Origin of the sequence: Sphaerisporangium sp. NBC_01403, assembly GCF_045040145.1 — a bacterium.
GTDB lineage: Bacteria > Actinomycetota > Actinomycetes > Streptosporangiales > Streptosporangiaceae > Sphaerisporangium > Sphaerisporangium viridialbum.
This window is the reverse complement of sequence record NZ_CP109534.1, coordinates 7,158,313-7,174,212: the sequence shown is the minus strand read 5'-3', so window position 1 is coordinate 7,174,212 and position 15,900 is coordinate 7,158,313. Positions and strand designations below refer to the sequence as shown.

Annotated in this window: 14 protein-coding genes; 10 read left to right on the top strand and 4 right to left on the bottom strand. The window is 70.2% G+C overall.

Going from position 1 to position 15,900, the window contains the following annotated elements; genetic code table 11:
- The first annotated feature begins 137 nt into the window (after positions 1 to 137).
- From OG589_RS32025 to OG589_RS32010, 4 genes are all read left to right on the top strand, one after another.
- Positions 138 to 1,475 (top strand): NlpC/P60 family protein, encoded by a 1,338-nt coding sequence (locus OG589_RS32025; protein ID WP_405141739.1) that lies wholly within the window; start codon positions 138 to 140, stop codon positions 1,473 to 1,475.
- 184 nt (positions 1,476 to 1,659) lie between these two features.
- Positions 1,660 to 1,806, top strand: coding sequence for a hypothetical protein (locus OG589_RS32020; RefSeq protein WP_405141738.1), 147 nt, complete (start codon positions 1,660 to 1,662; stop codon positions 1,804 to 1,806).
- 55 nt (positions 1,807 to 1,861) lie between these two features.
- On the top strand, positions 1,862 to 2,836 hold the full coding sequence (locus tag OG589_RS32015) for an MvdC/MvdD family ATP grasp protein (protein WP_405141737.1): 975 nt from the start codon (positions 1,862 to 1,864) through the stop codon (positions 2,834 to 2,836).
- Positions 2,837 to 2,838: 2 nt separating this feature from the next.
- Positions 2,839 to 3,843, top strand: a complete 1,005-nt coding sequence (locus OG589_RS32010) for a TIGR04500 family putative peptide maturation system protein (protein ID WP_405141736.1) — start codon at positions 2,839 to 2,841, stop codon at positions 3,841 to 3,843.
- Positions 3,844 to 3,976: 133 nt separating this feature from the next.
- Here OG589_RS32010 and OG589_RS32005 read toward each other — a convergent pair whose 3' ends face one another.
- Entirely contained in the window at positions 3,977 to 4,585 is a 609-nt protein-coding gene (locus OG589_RS32005) for a TetR family transcriptional regulator (RefSeq protein WP_405141735.1), read from the bottom strand.
- 125 nt (positions 4,586 to 4,710) lie between these two features.
- Between OG589_RS32005 and OG589_RS32000 the strand changes: the two genes are divergently transcribed.
- The 4 genes from OG589_RS32000 (at position 4,711) to OG589_RS31985 (ending at position 9,901) form a co-directional block, all read left to right on the top strand.
- The gene (locus OG589_RS32000; RefSeq protein ID WP_405141734.1) at positions 4,711 to 5,232 is read left to right on the top strand and encodes a hypothetical protein; all 522 of its coding nucleotides are present in this window, start codon (positions 4,711 to 4,713) and stop codon (positions 5,230 to 5,232) included.
- 383 nt (positions 5,233 to 5,615) lie between these two features.
- Complete coding sequence (locus OG589_RS31995) at positions 5,616 to 7,397, top strand: phosphoenolpyruvate carboxykinase (GTP) (protein WP_405152172.1); 1,782 nt, start codon at positions 5,616 to 5,618, stop codon at positions 7,395 to 7,397.
- A gap of 161 nt (positions 7,398 to 7,558) precedes the next feature.
- Positions 7,559 to 8,320 (top strand): isoprenyl transferase, encoded by a 762-nt coding sequence (locus tag OG589_RS31990; RefSeq protein ID WP_405141733.1) that lies wholly within the window; start codon positions 7,559 to 7,561, stop codon positions 8,318 to 8,320.
- 312 nt (positions 8,321 to 8,632) lie between these two features.
- On the top strand, positions 8,633 to 9,901 hold the full coding sequence (locus OG589_RS31985; RefSeq protein WP_405152171.1) for a PhoH family protein: 1,269 nt from the start codon (positions 8,633 to 8,635) through the stop codon (positions 9,899 to 9,901).
- A 36-nt stretch (positions 9,902 to 9,937) separates the two neighbouring features.
- Here OG589_RS31985 and OG589_RS31980 read toward each other — a convergent pair whose 3' ends face one another.
- From OG589_RS31980 to OG589_RS31970, 3 genes are read right to left on the bottom strand one after another with little or no spacing between them, the layout of a single operon-like run.
- Entirely contained in the window at positions 9,938 to 10,528 is a 591-nt protein-coding gene (locus OG589_RS31980) for a hypothetical protein (RefSeq protein WP_405141732.1), read from the bottom strand.
- The gene (locus tag OG589_RS31975; RefSeq protein WP_405141731.1) at positions 10,525 to 11,964 is read right to left on the bottom strand and encodes a sensor histidine kinase; all 1,440 of its coding nucleotides are present in this window, start codon (positions 11,962 to 11,964) and stop codon (positions 10,525 to 10,527) included. The genes OG589_RS31980 and OG589_RS31975 overlap by 4 nt, the downstream gene beginning before the upstream one ends.
- A complete protein-coding gene (locus OG589_RS31970; RefSeq protein WP_405141730.1) occupies positions 11,961 to 12,635 on the bottom strand; it encodes a response regulator in 675 nt (224 codons plus the stop codon). Before OG589_RS31970 ends, OG589_RS31975 begins: the two co-directional genes overlap by 4 nt.
- A gap of 378 nt (positions 12,636 to 13,013) precedes the next feature.
- Here OG589_RS31970 and OG589_RS31965 point away from each other — a divergent pair, with 378 nt between their 5' ends.
- Together OG589_RS31965 and OG589_RS31960 are read left to right on the top strand one after the other, a co-directional pair.
- On the top strand, positions 13,014 to 13,748 hold the full coding sequence (locus OG589_RS31965) for a lytic transglycosylase domain-containing protein (protein ID WP_405141729.1): 735 nt from the start codon (positions 13,014 to 13,016) through the stop codon (positions 13,746 to 13,748).
- 107 nt (positions 13,749 to 13,855) lie between these two features.
- On the top strand, positions 13,856 to 15,856 hold the full coding sequence (locus OG589_RS31960) for a glycosyltransferase family 2 protein (RefSeq protein WP_405141728.1): 2,001 nt from the start codon (positions 13,856 to 13,858) through the stop codon (positions 15,854 to 15,856).
- The last annotated feature ends 44 nt before the right edge of the window (positions 15,857 to 15,900 follow it).

Genomic DNA, 15,900 nt, shown 5'->3' with positions numbered 1-15,900 from the left:
GGCGGATCGAGGCTGATTAAGGGAGAATCACCGGACATCGGGGGTCGAAGTTCGGGACAATCAGGCACTGATGGGACGACGTACGCCTGGCGTGCGACACCGCTCGACGTGAGATACCAGGGCGAAAGGGGTGGAACGTGCTCGATCGGCGACCGCGTGGTACGACCGTCGTCCGAAAGAGCCTCACCCGGGGCCTGAGCGGTGTCCGCGACTACCTGGGCGGCGCGCTGGCGGAGGCGCGGGAGGATCTCGGCTACCGCCCTGGCCCGGTTCCCCGTCTCAGGCGTCGCCGGCGACCGGTGCCCCGGCTGCTGCGCCGGGCCGTCCCTGCCATCGCCGTCGGCCTCGTGGCGGTGCTCGCGGCCGACCTCATGGTCCTCGGCGAGCTCCGGCAGCAGCAGGCGCAGGTCGCCGAGCCGGCTCCCCGCCGGCAGCTCCCTGCGCGCGACACCGGCTACGTCGCGGCCACCAGAGACCTTCCCGCCCCCGCCGCGCAGGCCCAGGTGGCGCCGCTGACCGAGCTGCGCAAGCCGCACCTGTTCGTGGTGACGCCGCGTCCGCTCTCGGCCGCCGCCGTCCGGCGGGTCAAGGCCCGCAAGGGCGTCAAGGCGGTCGAGGTCGTCAGCGCCGCCGACGTCATGATGGACGGCAAGCGCGTGCAGACCATGGGGGTCGACCCCTCGACGTTCCGCGCGTACACCCCGCGCTCCACCGCGCGGTCGGACGCCCTGTGGAACAGCGTCGCGGCGGGCGACATCGCGGTGTCGTTCACCCTGGGCAGCGACGGCGGTGTGGCGCTCGGCTCCACCGTCAACGGAGGCGGCAGGAAGCTCCGTGTCGGCGCGTACGCGACGATGGGCATGGGGCTGATCAACGCCGTGGTCTCCCAGCAGGTCGCGACATCGCTCGGCATCCCTGAGCGCAACGCCCTGGTGGTGAGCGCGCCCGGCGTCGACTCCACGCGGCTCCGCCTCTCGCTTCTGAAGATCCTTCCCAAGGGCAGCCAGGTCGCTCTCATCAACCCGGTGCTCACCCCTCCCGCGCAGGCGCGCACCACCTGGCCGGCCAGCTCGTTCATGTCGGCCGACCAGCTCCGCGTGGCGCTCACGGCCGCCGTCGGCAAGCTCGGCCGGCCGTACGTCTGGGGCGCGGAAGGCCCCGACTCCTTCGACTGCTCGGGCCTCGTGCAGTGGGCGTTCGCCCAGGCGGGGGTGCGCATGCCCCGGGTGACCCACCAGCAGTGGGTCGCCGGCCCCCAGGTGCCGCTCTCGCAGGCGCAGCCGGGCGATCTGCTGTTCTGGCGTAACGATCCGACCAACCCCGGCTATATCTCCCACGTGGCGATCTACTGGGGCGACGGCAAGATGCTGCACGCGCCGCACACGGGTGACGTCGTCAAGATCGCGCCGGTGTACACCAAGAACCTCGCCGGGGTCGTCCGGGTGAGCCCCTGGGTCGCCGCGCGGGTGCGCTGACCCGCGCCTCCGCCTTCCGTGCGAGCCCGCCGCCCTCCCCGGGTACGGTGACCTGCCCGTCCGTCTCACGGATGAGCGACGATCACCCGCACGAGGGACGCCCAGCGCTACCTCGCCCCCTTAAGTTCCTCTTGGGGACGGCGCACAAAGGGTGCGCCGTGCATACATAAAGGGTGGGAATCGCATGAGCAAGACGCGGACTTCCTTCGACGACATCGCGGCCGTTGGCCCCGAGCTCGACGAGGCTCAGCTTCTTCAGGTCAGTGGCGGCGCGAAGAGCCAGGTCATCGAGATCCACGGCAACCACAGCCACACCTCCGGCGACTCCTGATCGGTGCGGGGGCGCGTCTGAGCGACGCGCCCCCGCGTGCCGGGGAGGCACAGAGATGATCCTCGTACTGACCTGCGACGGTGACGACCATGCCGACCGGGTCGTCGAGTTCCTCACGGCCGGCGGAGCCGACGTCGTCGTCTTCGATCCGTCCTTCTATCCCACAAAAGCCCGCCTGGAGATCAGTCACTCGGGCACCGGGTCGACGGCCCGGGTGCTCCACGCCGGTGGCCGGCGTATCGTCCTCGACGAGCTGACGGCGTTCTGGTACCGGAGGCCGCTGAACCCGGTCGCGCATCCGGAGGTGGCGCCCTACGCCTACGCGGGTTACATCCAGGACGAGCTGTGCGCCGTCTCCGACAGCCTCTGGGACAGCCTCGACTGCCTCGCGGTCCCCGCGTCCCGGCCCGTCATCGACCGCGCCGCCCGCAAGCCCTACCAGCTCGAACGGGCCCGCCTGCTGGGCTTCGAGCTCCCCGCGACGCTGGTCACCACCGACCCCGGGACCTTCCTCGACTTCTACGACCGGCACGAGGGACGCGTGATCACCAAGCCGGTGCACGGCAACCGGCTGGAAGGCCAGGGAGAGCGGTTCGGCCGGTTCGCGGCGCCCGTGTCCACGGCCGACACCGGATACGCCGACGCGCTGCGCTACTGCCCGGTCATCGTGCAGGCCTACGTGCCCAAGCGGGTCGAGATCCGGGTGACCGTGGTCGGGACGTCGGTCTTCGCCGCCGAGATCCACTCTCAGGTGAGCAACCACACGAAGTACGACTGGCGCCACTACGATCCTGGCGCCACACCGATCCGGGTCCACGACCTGCCCGAGGAGATCTCCCAGCGCTGCATGGCGCTGGTCGAGGGGCTCGGGCTGACTTATGGCGCGATCGACCTGATCCTGACGCCGGACGGCCGGTACGTCTTCCTCGAGATCAATCCGAACGGGCAGTTCCTGTGGATCGAGGCCGCGACGGGCCTGCCCATCTGCGCGGCGATCGGCGATCTGCTCACGTCGGGAAGAGAGAAGTGACGGTGGACGGGCGGACACTGGCCGACGCGGTCGGCCTGCTCAGCGGCGGCACGGCCGAGCGGGACCTGGACGCGTTCCGGGTAGGTCATCCGGGGGTACGGGCGCGCCTGATCAGGCAGCGGGAGGAGTACGACGGTTCGCTGCACCACGCCCTGCTCCTCAAGGACGGGAGCGGTGCCACGGTCTCGCTGTCGTGGTGCCCCGAGACCGCCCTGCCGTGGCCGCTGCGCGGCGTCCACCGGGCCGCCGAGCACCTGCTGCTGCGGGTCAACGGCGTCGACACCCCGGTCGCCAGGGCCATCGCGTGCCTGGACTTCATCTGGGACGAGTCCCGGGCGGCCGATCGCCTCGTCCGCGACGGCCTCGTACGGGAGGTCCTGGAGGAGTCGCCCGAGCGCTTCACCGACGCGGAGCTCCAGGACGCCATGAACGCGTTCCGCCGGGCACGGGGGCTCATGACGGGCGAGGCGACGCGGGCGTGGATGGACCGCAACGGGCTCTCGCATCGGGAGCTGGAGGAGCTGGTCGCGACCGAGGCGTCGGTCGCGCGGCTGCGCGAGCGGGTGTCGGCCGGGCTGGTGGAGCAGTGGTTCGCCGAGCACGGCCACGAGCTCGACGTCGCGCGCGTCGTACAGGTGGCGCTGGATGCCGGCGAGGGAACCCGGTCCGGGTTCGCGGCGAAGCCCGAGGATTTCCTCGTGGCCGCCGAGCGGGCGTTCGCCGACGGCACGGCCACGTCGGGGCCGATCTTCGTCACGCTGCGAAGAGGAGAGCTGGACACGGAGGCGGCCGGTCAGGTGTTCGGGGCGGACCCCGGCACGGTCGTCGGGCCGGTCGAGACCAAGGACGGCGCCGCGCTGTTCAAGGTGCTGGCCATCGTGCCCGCCGTCCTCGACGGCACCGTGCGGGACCAGATAGAGCGGCGGATCTTCGCCGAGTGGATCGAGCGGCGCAGGAGCACCGCCAAGATCGAATGGTTCTGGGGCACCACCGACCGCACGAACTGATGAACGCCGCAGATGGCATGCTCGCGAGTCCGTGCCGCCCGGCCGGTGGTGTCCCCCCGGACACGCCACCGGCCGGGCGGACGGGTTTCCGTTCCGTCCGAAGGTCCATGACGTCGGCCGCCGCGGGGCTCGTCTAGAGGGGCAGGCCTTCCTCCAGCAGGATCAGCGCCTCGTCCATCAGCCCGATGAGGCGCTCCTCGCCGTCGGACCGTACCCAGCGCTCGACGGCCGCGATCCACCCGCCCACGAGCGCTCCGGCGAAGACCCGCACCGCGAACTCGTCGGCCGACCGGCCGGTGCGCTGGGCGATGGCCGTCGTGAGCATCGTCATCGTGGCGATCTGCCCCTCCACCTGCCGCGCGCGCAGCGACGGGATCGACCAGACGAGCTGGATGCGCCGGAGGGTCGTCTGCTCGTCGTAGGCGAGCACCTCGCCGTATACCAGGCGGACCGCCTCGCGCATCGCCGCGAGAGGTGACAGCGACGCCGGCTGCTCCAGGAAGGCGGAGGCGAGCAGCGGGTCGTAGTCGTCCCGGATGACGACGTCCTCCTTGGTGGGGAAGTAGCGGAAGAACGTGCTGGGCGAGACCTCCGCGGCCTCCGCGATCTGCTCGATCGTCGTGTTCTCGTACCCTTGCTCGGCGAACAGCCGCATGGCCTGCTGCTGGATGGACAGCCGGGTCTTGGCCTTCTTTCGCTCGCGAAGACCGCATTGCTGTTCGATGCGCGGAGGTGAGCTCATCTTCTGATTCTCGCGTGCCGAACGCCGTACGGTCTCGCTTCACCTGTCCCGAGTAGTTCGGGCGTCCCGGAGGTGGCCGGGCTTTACCTCTTGAAGCTTCGACGTATGGGTGTAATCTCAATTACATGGAAACAGATGAAGCAGTCATCATCTCCTGGTTCACCGGCCGCCTGCCGCAGGAGTGGTTCTCCGGGCAGCACGAGTTCGTCCTCGACCGCGAGGAGATCGCGGTCATCGGCTCGCTCCAGGTGCCCGACGCGCCGGAGGACATGTCGAGCGCCGAGCGGGCCGCGCTGCTGGACGGCCTCATCCAGCGCTTCAGGGAAGAGACGCGCGAGCGCCGCATCGAGATCGCCCGCGAGGCCGAGCACCGGTTCCGCCGCAAGGTCTCCTGGGGCGTTTCGCTGGACGGCGAGACAGTGATGTTCACCACCCTTTCGATCCCGGTCATGACCCGCCTGCGCCAGCAGGAGCGGCGCGTGCTCGACACGCTGGTCGCCGCCGGCGTCGCCCGCAGCCGCAGCGACGCGCTCGCGTGGTGCGTACGGCTGGTGGGCAGCCACACCGACACCTGGCTCGCTGACCTGCGCGATGCGCTCCAGCATGTCGACCGCGTGCGTTCCGAGGGCCCGGAGATGAATGCGTAAATTGGCCTAAACCAATTCTTTGACAGGCCTAGACCATTCGAATTGGCCTATACCAATGCGTGCTCGGCGACTGACGGGTGGCAGGTCCGCAGGGCTGGGGCGTCTCTATTATCTCGGTCAACTGTGGGTAAACTCCCACGGACCATCGCGGTCCCTGCCTGCCGTGACGTCGTACGCACGGGCAGCGGACAGGGGCCACGGCGGCGCACCGATTTCACCGGCGTGAAACAGCGGCGAAATGGGAAGAGCAGATCTTCTGACTTTAGAGGTTCTTGCACTTTCGTTTCACCGACTGGTCTATGCCAATTGGATTCGGAGCGGTTTGTCGTTAATGATGTTTGGCCTGAGAGTAAGGAGCCGGCCCCGTGTCAGTTTCCAGTGAAATGACCGCCCCGACGACTCACGCAGAGCTGGTCGCGTGGGTCAGGGAGATCGCCGAGCTGACCCGTCCGGACCGCGTCGAGTGGTGCGACGGTTCGGAGGCCGAATGGACGCGCCTCACGAACCTGCTGGTCAAGCAGGGCACCTTCACGCGCCTCACCAAGCGGCCCAACAGCTTCCACGCCGCGTCGGATCCCTCGGACGTCGCCAGGGTCGAGGACCGCACCTTCATCTGCTCGGAAAGCCCCGAGGACGCCGGTCCCACCAACAACTGGGTGGCGCCGAAGGAGATGCGCGAGACCTTCGACGAGCTCTACAGCGGCTGCATGCGCGGGCGCACGATGTACGTAGTGCCCTTCTGCATGGGCCCGCTCGGCGGCGAGATCTCCCAGCTCGGGGTTGAGATCACCGACTCCCCGTACGTCGTCGTCTCCATGCGCGTCATGACCCGCATGGGCGAGGCGGCCCTGCGGCTGATCGAGGAGAGGGGCGACTTCGTCAAGGCCGTCCACTCCGTGGGGGCCCCGCTGGCGCCCGGCCAGGAGGACGTCCCTTGGCCGTGCAGCACCACCAAGTACATCAGCCACTTCCCAGAGACCCGTGAGATCTGGTCATACGGCTCCGGGTACGGCGGCAACGCGCTGCTGGGCAAGAAGTGCTACGCGCTGCGCATCGCCAGCGTCATGGCCCGCGACGAGGGCTGGCTCGCCGAGCACATGCTCATCCTGAAGCTCACCCCGCCGTCCGGCGAGACCCGGTACGTGGCCGCCGCCTTCCCCTCCGCCTGCGGCAAGACCAACCTCGCGATGCTTCGGCCGACCATTCCCGGGTGGAAGGTCGAGACGGTCGGGGACGACATCGCCTGGATGCGCTTCGGCGAGGACGGCAGGCTCCACGCCATCAACCCCGAGGCCGGCTTCTTCGGCGTGGCGCCGGGCACCGGCGAGTCCACCAACGCCAACGCCATCAGGACGCTCTGGGGCAACAGCATCTTCACCAACGTGGCGCTGACCGACGACGGCGACGTGTGGTGGGAGGGCCTGACCGACGAGCCTCCGGCGCACCTCACCGACTGGAGGGGCCGCGACTGGACGCCGGGCTCCGGCGAGCCCGCCGCCCACCCGAACGCCCGGTTCACGACCCCCGCGGCCCAGTGCCCGACGATCGCCCCCGAGTGGCGCGACCCCGAGGGTGTGCCGATCTCGGCGATCCTGTTCGGCGGGCGCCGCGCGACGGCCGTGCCGCTGGTCACCGAGTCGTTCAGCTGGCAGCACGGCGTCTTCCTCGGCGCCAACGTGGCCTCGGAGAAGACCGCCGCGGCCGAGGGCAAGGTCGGCGAGCTGCGCCGCGACCCGTTCGCGATGCTGCCCTTCTGCGGGTACAACATGGGCGACTACTTCGCCCACTGGATCAAGATCGGTAAGGCGGGCGGCGACAGGCTGCCCAAGCTCTACTACGTCAACTGGTTCCGCAAGGACGCCTCGGGCCGGTTCCTGTGGCCCGGGTTCGGCGAGAACAGCCGCGTGCTCAAGTGGATCGTCGAGCGCCTGAACGGCGAGGCGGAGGCCGTGGAGACGCCGATCGGCCTGCTCCCGGCGCAGGGCGCGCTCGACACCGACGGCCTGGACGTCTCCGAGGCCGACATGGAGACCCTGCTGTCGGTCGACGGCGAGGTGTGGAAGGAAGAGGCCGCGCTGATCCCCGGGCACTTCGAGACCTTCGGCACCCACATGCCGAAGGAGCTGTGGGACGAGTACCACTCCCTGGTGAGCCGCCTGGGCTGACCCTCCGGTCCAGGGGGTCGGTCCGGCCCGAGGCCGGGCCCCCTGCCGTCCGCGTACCGGAGGTGAACGCTGACCGAAGTGGGGACGGGCAGGGGCCCGGGCGCGTGATAATTGCGTGTTGTCAACGCCCCCAAGCGGACGGGTGGCGAAGGGGAGGTCTCATGGGCGTGCGCGATCTCGTGTACCGGCTGTACGAGCGCCGACTCGGGACGAGGCTGTCCTCCGACCAGATACCCCGGCACGTGGGCGTCATCGTCGACGGGAACCGCCGCTGGGCGAGGGCCATGGGCCTGCGCGACGTCAGGCACGGCCACCAGAAGGGCGCGGACAAGATCTCCGAGCTCCTGGTGTGGTGCCGTGAGGCGGGCGTGGAGGTCGTCACGGTGTGGCTGCTCTCCAGCGACAACCTCTCCCGGCCCAAAGAAGAGCTCGACCCGCTCATGCAGATCATCGAGGACACCGTCGAGGGGCTGGTCGCCGGAGGCTGGCATGTCAACACGATGGGCGCCCTGGACCTTTTGCCCGATCGCACGGCTCGCATCCTTAAAGATGCAAAAGAAGCGACATCACGCCGACCTGGGCTGATTGTGAACGTTGCAGTTGGGTATGGAGGAAGACGTGAGATCGCTGATGCGGTGCGCTCCCTCCTCCAGGAGCACGCCAGCAAGGGCGCGAGCATCGAGGAGCTTGTCGAGGTCCTCGATGTCGAGCACATCGCGGAGCATCTCTACACGCGCGGCCTCCCCGACCCGGATCTTCTCATCCGGACCTCGGGAGAGCAGCGGCTCTCCGGATTCCTGCTCTGGCAGAGCGCCCACTCGGAGTTCTACTTCTGCGAGGCCTACTGGCCGGACTTCCGCAGAGTCGACTTCTTGCGGGCGCTGCGGTCGTACGCCGCGCGGCACCGACGGTACGGAAACTGAAACACCCCGTGAACCCCCCCTATCAGCCCTGGTTGAGCTGTTGGGTAGGGGGCATCCACGACGTACCGTAAGTGGTAGGCAGTCCATACGGCCTACTTCGGGAGAGGGTCCGCCCTTGCGTCGCCTTTTGACGAGGAGGGCCGGTATCCGGCATCGCCTCGCACATGCGGCGGCGCGCGACCGGGCCCGGTCCGTTCACCACCTCATCTGGCAGGGTGCTTACTCCTGGCGCCCGGGGGAGAACGCGTGGCAGTGTCCTCGAGCAACCCGTCCACTACCTCCAGTAGCCCGACGCCGTCCAGGCGTACCTACATTGTGGACACCTCAGTCCTCCTAGCCGACCCAGCGGCGATGAGCCGCTTCGCCGAGCACGAGGTAGTTCTACCTATCGTCGTCATCACCGAGCTGGAGGCCAAGCGGCATCACCCCGAGCTCGGTTACTTCGCCCGTAAGGCGCTGCGCGTCCTGGACGACCTGCGGGTGAAACACGGGAGGCTGGACGAGCCCATGCCGATAGGCGAGGGCACCATACGGGTTGAGCTCAACCACAGCGACCCCGCGATCCTGCCGGCCGGCTTCCGGCTCGGCGACAACGACACCCGCATCCTGACCGTCGCCCGGTCTCTCGCCGCAGAGGGCTGCGACGTGGTGCTGGTCTCCAAGGACCTTCCCATGCGGGTGAAGGCCGCCTCGATCGGGCTCGCCGCGGAGGAATACCGCGCCGACCTGGTCGTGGAGTCCGGCTGGACCGGCATGGCCGAGCTCCAGGTGACCACCGAGGACGTCGAGTCGCTCTTCGAGAACGGCGGTCACGACCTCGAAGAGGCACGCGAGCTGCCGGCGCACACCGGCCTGCGGCTGCTGTCCACCAGGGGTTCCGCGCTGGGGCGAGTGCTGCCCGACAAGTCCGTGCGCCTGGTGCGCGGAGACCGGGAGGTGTTCGGGCTGCACGGCCGCTCGGCCGAGCAGCGCATCGCCCTCGACCTGCTCATGGACCCGGAGGTCGGCATCGTCTCGCTCGGCGGCCGGGCGGGCACGGGCAAGTCCGCCCTCGCGCTGTGCGCGGGTCTCGAGGCGGTGCTCGAGCGCCGCCAGCACCGCAAGGTCATCGTCTTCCGCCCGCTGTACGCGGTGGGCGGCCAGGACCTCGGCTACCTGCCGGGGTCCGAGAACGAGAAGATGGGCCCGTGGGCGCAGGCGGTCTACGACACGCTCGGCGCCGTCACCACGCCCGAGGTGATCGAGGAGGTCCTCGACCGCGGCATGCTGGAGGTCCTTCCGCTCACGCACATCCGCGGCCGCTCCCTGCATGACGCCTTCGTGATCGTCGACGAGGCCCAGTCACTGGAGCGGGGCGTGCTGCTGACCGTGCTGTCGCGCATCGGCGCCAACTCCCGGGTCGTGCTCACCCACGACATCGCCCAGCGCGACAACCTCAGGGTGGGACGGCACGACGGAGTGGTGGCCGTCGTCGAGAAGCTCAAGGGGCATCCGCTGTTCGCCCACGTCACGCTGACGCGGTCCGAGCGCTCGCCCATCGCCGCCCTGGTGACCGAGATGCTGGAGGACATCACGGTCTGACCGGTCGCGCACCGTCACCCTCGCCGTGGCCGGCGGTCACGGCGGGAGGTTGACGTTGGCCGCCGCGAGGTCGTGGTACTCGCGGCAGGTGTGCTCGCCCAGCGCCATCGGCCCCTTGGCCGTGGTCTGAGTGATCTTCACGGCCCAGATCTCCTCGCGCAGCCGCGCTGTGCAGGTGATCTGGGCCATCGCCGTACGCCCGAGCCTGCCGGGGCCGTTCACTATCACGTGCAGCCGCAGGCCCACGGGGTTCTCCGGGTCGTTGCGCACGCCGCTGTCCACGCCGTACCGCCCGAGGACCGTCTGTTCGAGCCGGAACCCCCGCAGCCCGGTGCCGAGGCCGTCGCCCGACCGCTTGCCCACCTCGAACAGGGCCGTGATGACGTCCTGGGCCGCCGCGGAGGCGGTGGCGACGTTCTTGGGCGCGAGCCGCCCGTCCCGGAGCAGGTAGACGGTCGCGGCGGCGCCACGGGCGCTTATCACCGGGGCAGGCCCGGCGTCGACGACGCCCGTCGGGTCCACGCCGCACGCCGCCGTACCCGCCAGCAGCGCGGCCAGGGCCGTCACGGCGAGCCGGGCCAGGCGCCCGCCTCGGCGCGGGGGGCGGGGAACGCGTTCAGGATTCATGGGTGCGGTATCCACAGGGTGAACTGGGTTCCGGGGTCGCACAGCTCCACCCTGATCGTGCCGCCGTGCAGCTCAGCGTTGGCCTTGGCGATCGCGAGGCCGAGCCCGCTGCCCTCACTGCGCGCCCTGCCCGCGCCCACCTTGTAGAAGCGCTCGAAGACGTGGGGCAGCGCCTGCTGGGGGATGCCCTTCCCTCGGTCGCGCACCTTCACCTCCAGGCCGCTGCGGAGCGCGCGCGCGGTCGCCGTCACCGGGGGCGCGCCGTGGTGCAGGGCGTTGCCCATCAGGTTGGCCACGATCACGTCGAAGCGCCGGGGGTCGAGCGAGAACGACAGCCCGCGCGGGACGTCCAGGCGCACGCGGCCCGTCCATCCCCTGATCTCCAGGCAGTCGGCCAGCGCCTCGCCGACCTCGACGTTCTCCCTGGTCAGCACGGCGGTGCCGGAGTCCAGCCGGCTCGCCTCGATGAGGTGCTCCACCAGGACCCGCAGCCGGTTGATCTCGCGTACCACGAGGTCCACGGCCTTGCCCGCGTCCGGGGGAAGGCGCTCCGCCTCCTCGGTCAGCATGTCGGTCACGGCGGTCATCGCGGTCAGCGGAGTGCGCAGCTCGTGGGAGACGTCGGCCACGAAACGCCGCGACATCGCCTCCAGGGCGCGCAGCTCCGACACGGTCTGCTCCAGGGCCGAGGCCGTGTCGTTGAACGTCGCGGTCAGCCCGGCCAGCTCGTCGCGGCCGTGCACCGGCAGGCGGGTGTCCAGGCGTCCGGCTCCAAGCGCCCGGGCGGCGTCGCCGAGCCTGCGAACCGGGAGCAGGACGCTGCGCGCGGACACCAGCGCGACGGTGAGCGCGATCGCCAGCGTGATGCCCGAGGCCTGGGCGAGCGCGGTGCGCAGCCGGGCGAGGACCCCGTCCTCCTCCTTCAGGGAGACGAACACGAAGACGGTCATTCCGGTCGGGCGGACCGCCCCGGTACGGGTGAGCCGGTGTACCTGGGTGCCGATCAGCAGCCAGGGCTGATCCCTGATCAGCAGCCGCTGGCGGACCATGCGCGACGAGGCCTGCCTGCGGAGCTCGATCGGGACGTCGTCGAGCGCGAGCCTCGTGCCGGTGCTCAGCCGCTCCTGGTCGCCGTACTTGAGGATCACCTGGCGGTCGGGACCCCCGAGGGAGTCGGCGAGGTTGGTGAGATCGCTCTCGGTGACCACCGCGTCGGTCGGCCAGAGCAGGTCGCTGGTGCCGATGGGCAGCGATACCCGCTCAAGGACGCTCTTGACGTCGACGGTGGCGCTGCTCTCGACCCGGTCGAGCAGCGCGCGGCGGACGAGTTGGTAGCCGATGCCCGCCACCAGGGCCGAGGCGGTCACCGCGACGAGGACGAAGGTGATGACCAGCCGGCCGCGCAGTCCGGTGGGACGACGGCGGCCGATGCTCACGGGGGGCTGAACCGGTACCCGAAGCCCCGCACGGTGTGGATGAACACCGGCTCGGCCGGCACTGGCTCGATCTTGGCGCGGATGCGCTGCACGCAGGCGTCCACCAGGCGGGAGTCGGCCACGTGGTTGTGGTCCCAGACCGCGCGCAGCAGGTACCGGCGGTTGAGCACCTGGCCGGGATGGCGTACCAGTTCCAGCAGCAGGCGCAGCTCGGTCGGCGTGAGGTGTATCTCGCGGCTGGCCAGGGTAACCTTCAGCGCTCCCCGGTCGACCACCAGGTCGCCGAAGCTGATCCGGTCCGCCGAGGCGGACTCCAGGCGCCGCAGGACGGCCCGGATGCGGGCGTCGAGCACGCGCGGCTCCACGGGCTTGACCACGTAGTCGTCCGCGCCGGCCTCCAGCCCGACCACCATGTCGAGGTCGTCGCCGCGTGCCGTGAGCAGGATTATCGGCAGGGAGTCGAGCCTGCGGATGCGCCGGCACACCTCGACGCCGTCGATTCCGGGCAGCATGACGTCGAGGATGACGATCTCGGGACGCCGGGCGCGCACGTGGTCGAGGGCCTCCTCGCCGGTCGCGTAGGCGGTGACGGAGTGACCCTGCCGCGTGAGTGCCAGCTCGAGCCCCGTCCTGACGGAGGGATCGTCTTCGACGAGAAGGATGCCGGCCACCCGGACATTATTGCCGAAACTCCGTTATCCCCTTCTCTGTCACAGAACTGTGACGTGGCGCCGACGCAACCCCGACAGTAACTAAGCAGCCTGAGGGGGTCCGCGCCCGAGCCGGGTTCCCGCGACGCCCTCCTGCCGTACCGGCCCAGAGGGGCGGGGGTGTTCACGCCTCGTTCACGGACGCGCCTCCCGGATGGCACGCCATCCGCCGCCCTCCGGTGCGGGGGTCCGGAGGGCGGGCGCGGGGCGGGCGGTGTGACGAGAATCACATTGAGGGGGATAAGCGCACGTTACTCCACAGTTAGGCCATGTGCCCTTCAAAGAACTTTGACGTTTGGGTTGCGAACCACCCCCTATGTCACGGCAAGCTCATAGGCCGTGAGCTCAGGTCAGCAGTTGCGGGACAGGCGAGGCAGGCGGGACGACGACCATCCCCCGCCGCCGCGGGGCCGTGCGCGCCAGCGGGCCGGGCGCAAGGCCTGGCTGACCCCCAAGCGCGTGATCGGCGTCGGGCTGTCCCTGGCGGTGGTCGCGGCGCTCGGCGTCTTCGTGGTCAAGACCGTCAAGGAGAACGAAGCGGCCTCGGCGAACCCGCTGACGCTGGATGACCTGATGCGGGTGAACGACCCGTTCGCGCCCGACCCCGAGACCGACGCGCTCAAGGCCGTCGCGGCTCAGGCGCAGCGGGCGTACGACATCAAGAACGCCCGCAAGAAGGGCGCGGCGGGCTTCGACCCCGTGAAGATCGTCAGGAAGGCGCCCGGAGGCGAGGGCTTCACCCCGCAGGCCTTCCCGCCCGGTTCCAAGCCCAACCCCGGCAGCAACAAGGCGCTCGGCCAGAAGATGGCCGCCGCGCGCGGCTGGTCAGGCGAGTGGGGCTGCCTCGAGAAGCTGTGGGACAAGGAAAGCCACTGGAACGAGCGGGCCATGAACCGCAGCAGCGGCGCGTACGGCATCCCGCAGGCCCTGCCCGGCAGCAAGATGGCGAGCGCGGGCAACGACTGGCAGGTCAGCGCGGCGACCCAGATCGAGTGGGGCCTCGGCTACATCGCGGCCCGCTACAAGACCCCCTGCGGCGCGTGGGGGCACTCCCAGGCGACCGGCTGGTACTGACCCGCGGGCCGGCAGGGTACTGAACAGCGCGAACTCTTAGTCAGGGTTGTTTGACGTTTCGGCAAGCCTGGCTGCGCCCCGGTGGTGCGCGTCGCACGCTGGCCCACATGGGTGTGAAGGTCAGCGTGGTGGTGCCGGTATCAGAGCCAGGCCCGGACGATGACGCGTTCGACGCGTGCGTACGTTCGCTGCTGGAGCAGTCGATGCCGTCGGACGAGTACGAAGTGATCTTCGCGGACGACAGGTCGGGGGACGGCACGCGGGAACGCCTCGACGCCGTCGCCGCCGTACGGCCCAACGTCAGGGTCCTCCACCTGGAGCACACCGGCTCGCCCGCGCGCGGGCGCAACGTGGGCCTGGCCGTCGCCCAGGGCGAGTACGTCTACCTGCTCAGCCAGCGCGACCGGCTGGAGCGCGTGGCCCTTGAGGTGATGTACCGCACGGCCGTCGAGACCGACGCCGACGTGCTGATCGGCCGGCTGGTCACCGGCGACAACCCGCCCCCGAGGGCCTTCACCCGCAACCGTGAGCGCGCCGACGTGCTGCGCGACCGCCTCCTCGGGCTGCCGACGGCGCACAAGCTGTTCCGCCGCGCCTTCCTCGACACACGCGAGATCCGCTTCTCCGACATCGATCCCGAGCTGTCGGAGCAGGCGTTCGTCATCGAGGCGTACCTGACGGCCAAGGTCATCGCGATCCTCGCCGACCACATCTGCTGCCATGTGGGCCCCGCGCCCGACCGTACGGTGGACCCGGCGGTCCACGTCTCCGGCATCCGGGCGATCCTCGACATCATCGACGCCCACAGCGACCCGGGGGACCAGCGCGACCGGCTGCGCGCCCACTGGTTCCGCACGGGCGTGCTGCGCCTGCTGGGCGGTCGCCCCTTGCTGTCCGCCCGCTCTGACCAGCGTGCCGCGCTCTTCGCCGCTCTGCGTCAGCTGACCGCCGAACGGTTCGGCGAGGAGCTGGATCGCCATCTGCCGGTCCACCTTCGCGCCCGGGCGGTTCTGGTCCGGTCGGGCGAGCTGGGGCGTCTGGTGGCCCTCAGCGAGGCTTCCAGGGGTACGTCCGTGCGCGCCGAGCTGCGCGACGTGCGCTGGGAGGAAGGCACCCTCCTCCTGGACCTGGCCGTGGAGATCGTCGGCGCAGAGGGGGCGCCGGTGACCTTCAGGGCCGAGGGCGACCGCCTCCACTGGACGCCCCCGCTCGACGGCCTGGCCCTGCCGCCGGAGGTCACCGACGTGACCGAGGCGGTGGCAAGGGCCCGCATGGAGGTCTACATCCGCCACATGGACAACGGGCTGATCTACTTCCTCCCGGTGGCCGGCGAGGTGTGCCGGTCGCAGGAGGGCGACAGGGTGCGCGTCTGGGCCGTCGGACGGGCCCGGCTGGATGTGGGCACGGCCGCGCTCGGACGTTCCCTCCGCCCTGGCGAGTGGGAGGTGCACGTCCGCATGCACAGCGGCGCGCAGCAGGCCCGCACCCGCGTCGCGGGACACCGGGGCGATCAGCTGAGCTGCGTCGGCGTGCTCGCCGGGCAGCCGCACAAGCTGATCATCCCCTGCTGGTCGGACCAGAGGGAGCTCAGCGTGTGCGTGGAGCCCCGGTCGTTCTCCGAGTCGATCGTGCTCGTCTCGCCCGGGGCCTCCATCACCCACAGGGAAGGGCACGTGTTCGTCGTCCTGCCCGTCCCGTACGTCCCGCCGAGCGGCGGGCCTCCGGCGGAGCTGGTGCTGCGGCAGATCGCGAGCCGGGGACGGGTCATCGCGGTCCCCGCGCTCGTCGAACCGGGGGTCCCCGGCCGCTTTCCCGGCCAGCTCGTCGCCAAGGTCGCGGTACGCCGCTTCCCCGGCGAGGGGCACATCGGCCCCGGCCTGTGGACGCCGCGCCTGCGCGTCGACGGCAAGGAGGTCGACCTGCGGTTCGTCCTGGAGATGGGCAGGGGAGGCAAGGCGAGGATCCAGGCCGGGGGAGAGCCGGGCCTGCTCTCGGCCAGGCGGTCCATCCTGGGCAGGCTGGCGTCCCACGTCCCCGGCGGCAGATACGCCGTCCGCCTCGCCCACGCCGTCCAGCAGCGCTACCTTCCCTCCCCACCCCCGGACTGACCACCCCCGGCCCGGCCTGAAGCCACTGCCTTGCCGTCTACGCG

Excerpts from the sequence above, each read along its gene's own strand:
- OG589_RS32020 (WP_405141738.1), top strand. The coding sequence starts at position 1,660 with ATGAGCAAGACGCGGACTTCCTTCGACGACATCGCGGCCGTTGGCCCC.
- OG589_RS32015 (WP_405141737.1), top strand. The coding sequence starts at position 1,862 with ATGATCCTCGTACTGACCTGCGACGGTGACGACCATGCCGACCGGGTC.
- OG589_RS32005 (WP_405141735.1), bottom strand. The coding sequence starts at position 4,585 with ATGAGCTCACCTCCGCGCATCGAACAGCAATGCGGTCTTCGCGAGCGA.
- OG589_RS32000 (WP_405141734.1), top strand. The coding sequence starts at position 4,711 with ATGGAAACAGATGAAGCAGTCATCATCTCCTGGTTCACCGGCCGCCTG.
- OG589_RS31995 (WP_405152172.1), top strand. The coding sequence starts at position 5,616 with ATGACCGCCCCGACGACTCACGCAGAGCTGGTCGCGTGGGTCAGGGAG.
- OG589_RS31990 (WP_405141733.1), top strand. The coding sequence starts at position 7,559 with ATGGGCGTGCGCGATCTCGTGTACCGGCTGTACGAGCGCCGACTCGGG.
- OG589_RS31980 (WP_405141732.1), bottom strand. The coding sequence starts at position 10,528 with ATGAATCCTGAACGCGTTCCCCGCCCCCCGCGCCGAGGCGGGCGCCTG.
- OG589_RS31960 (WP_405141728.1), top strand. The coding sequence starts at position 13,856 with ATGGGTGTGAAGGTCAGCGTGGTGGTGCCGGTATCAGAGCCAGGCCCG.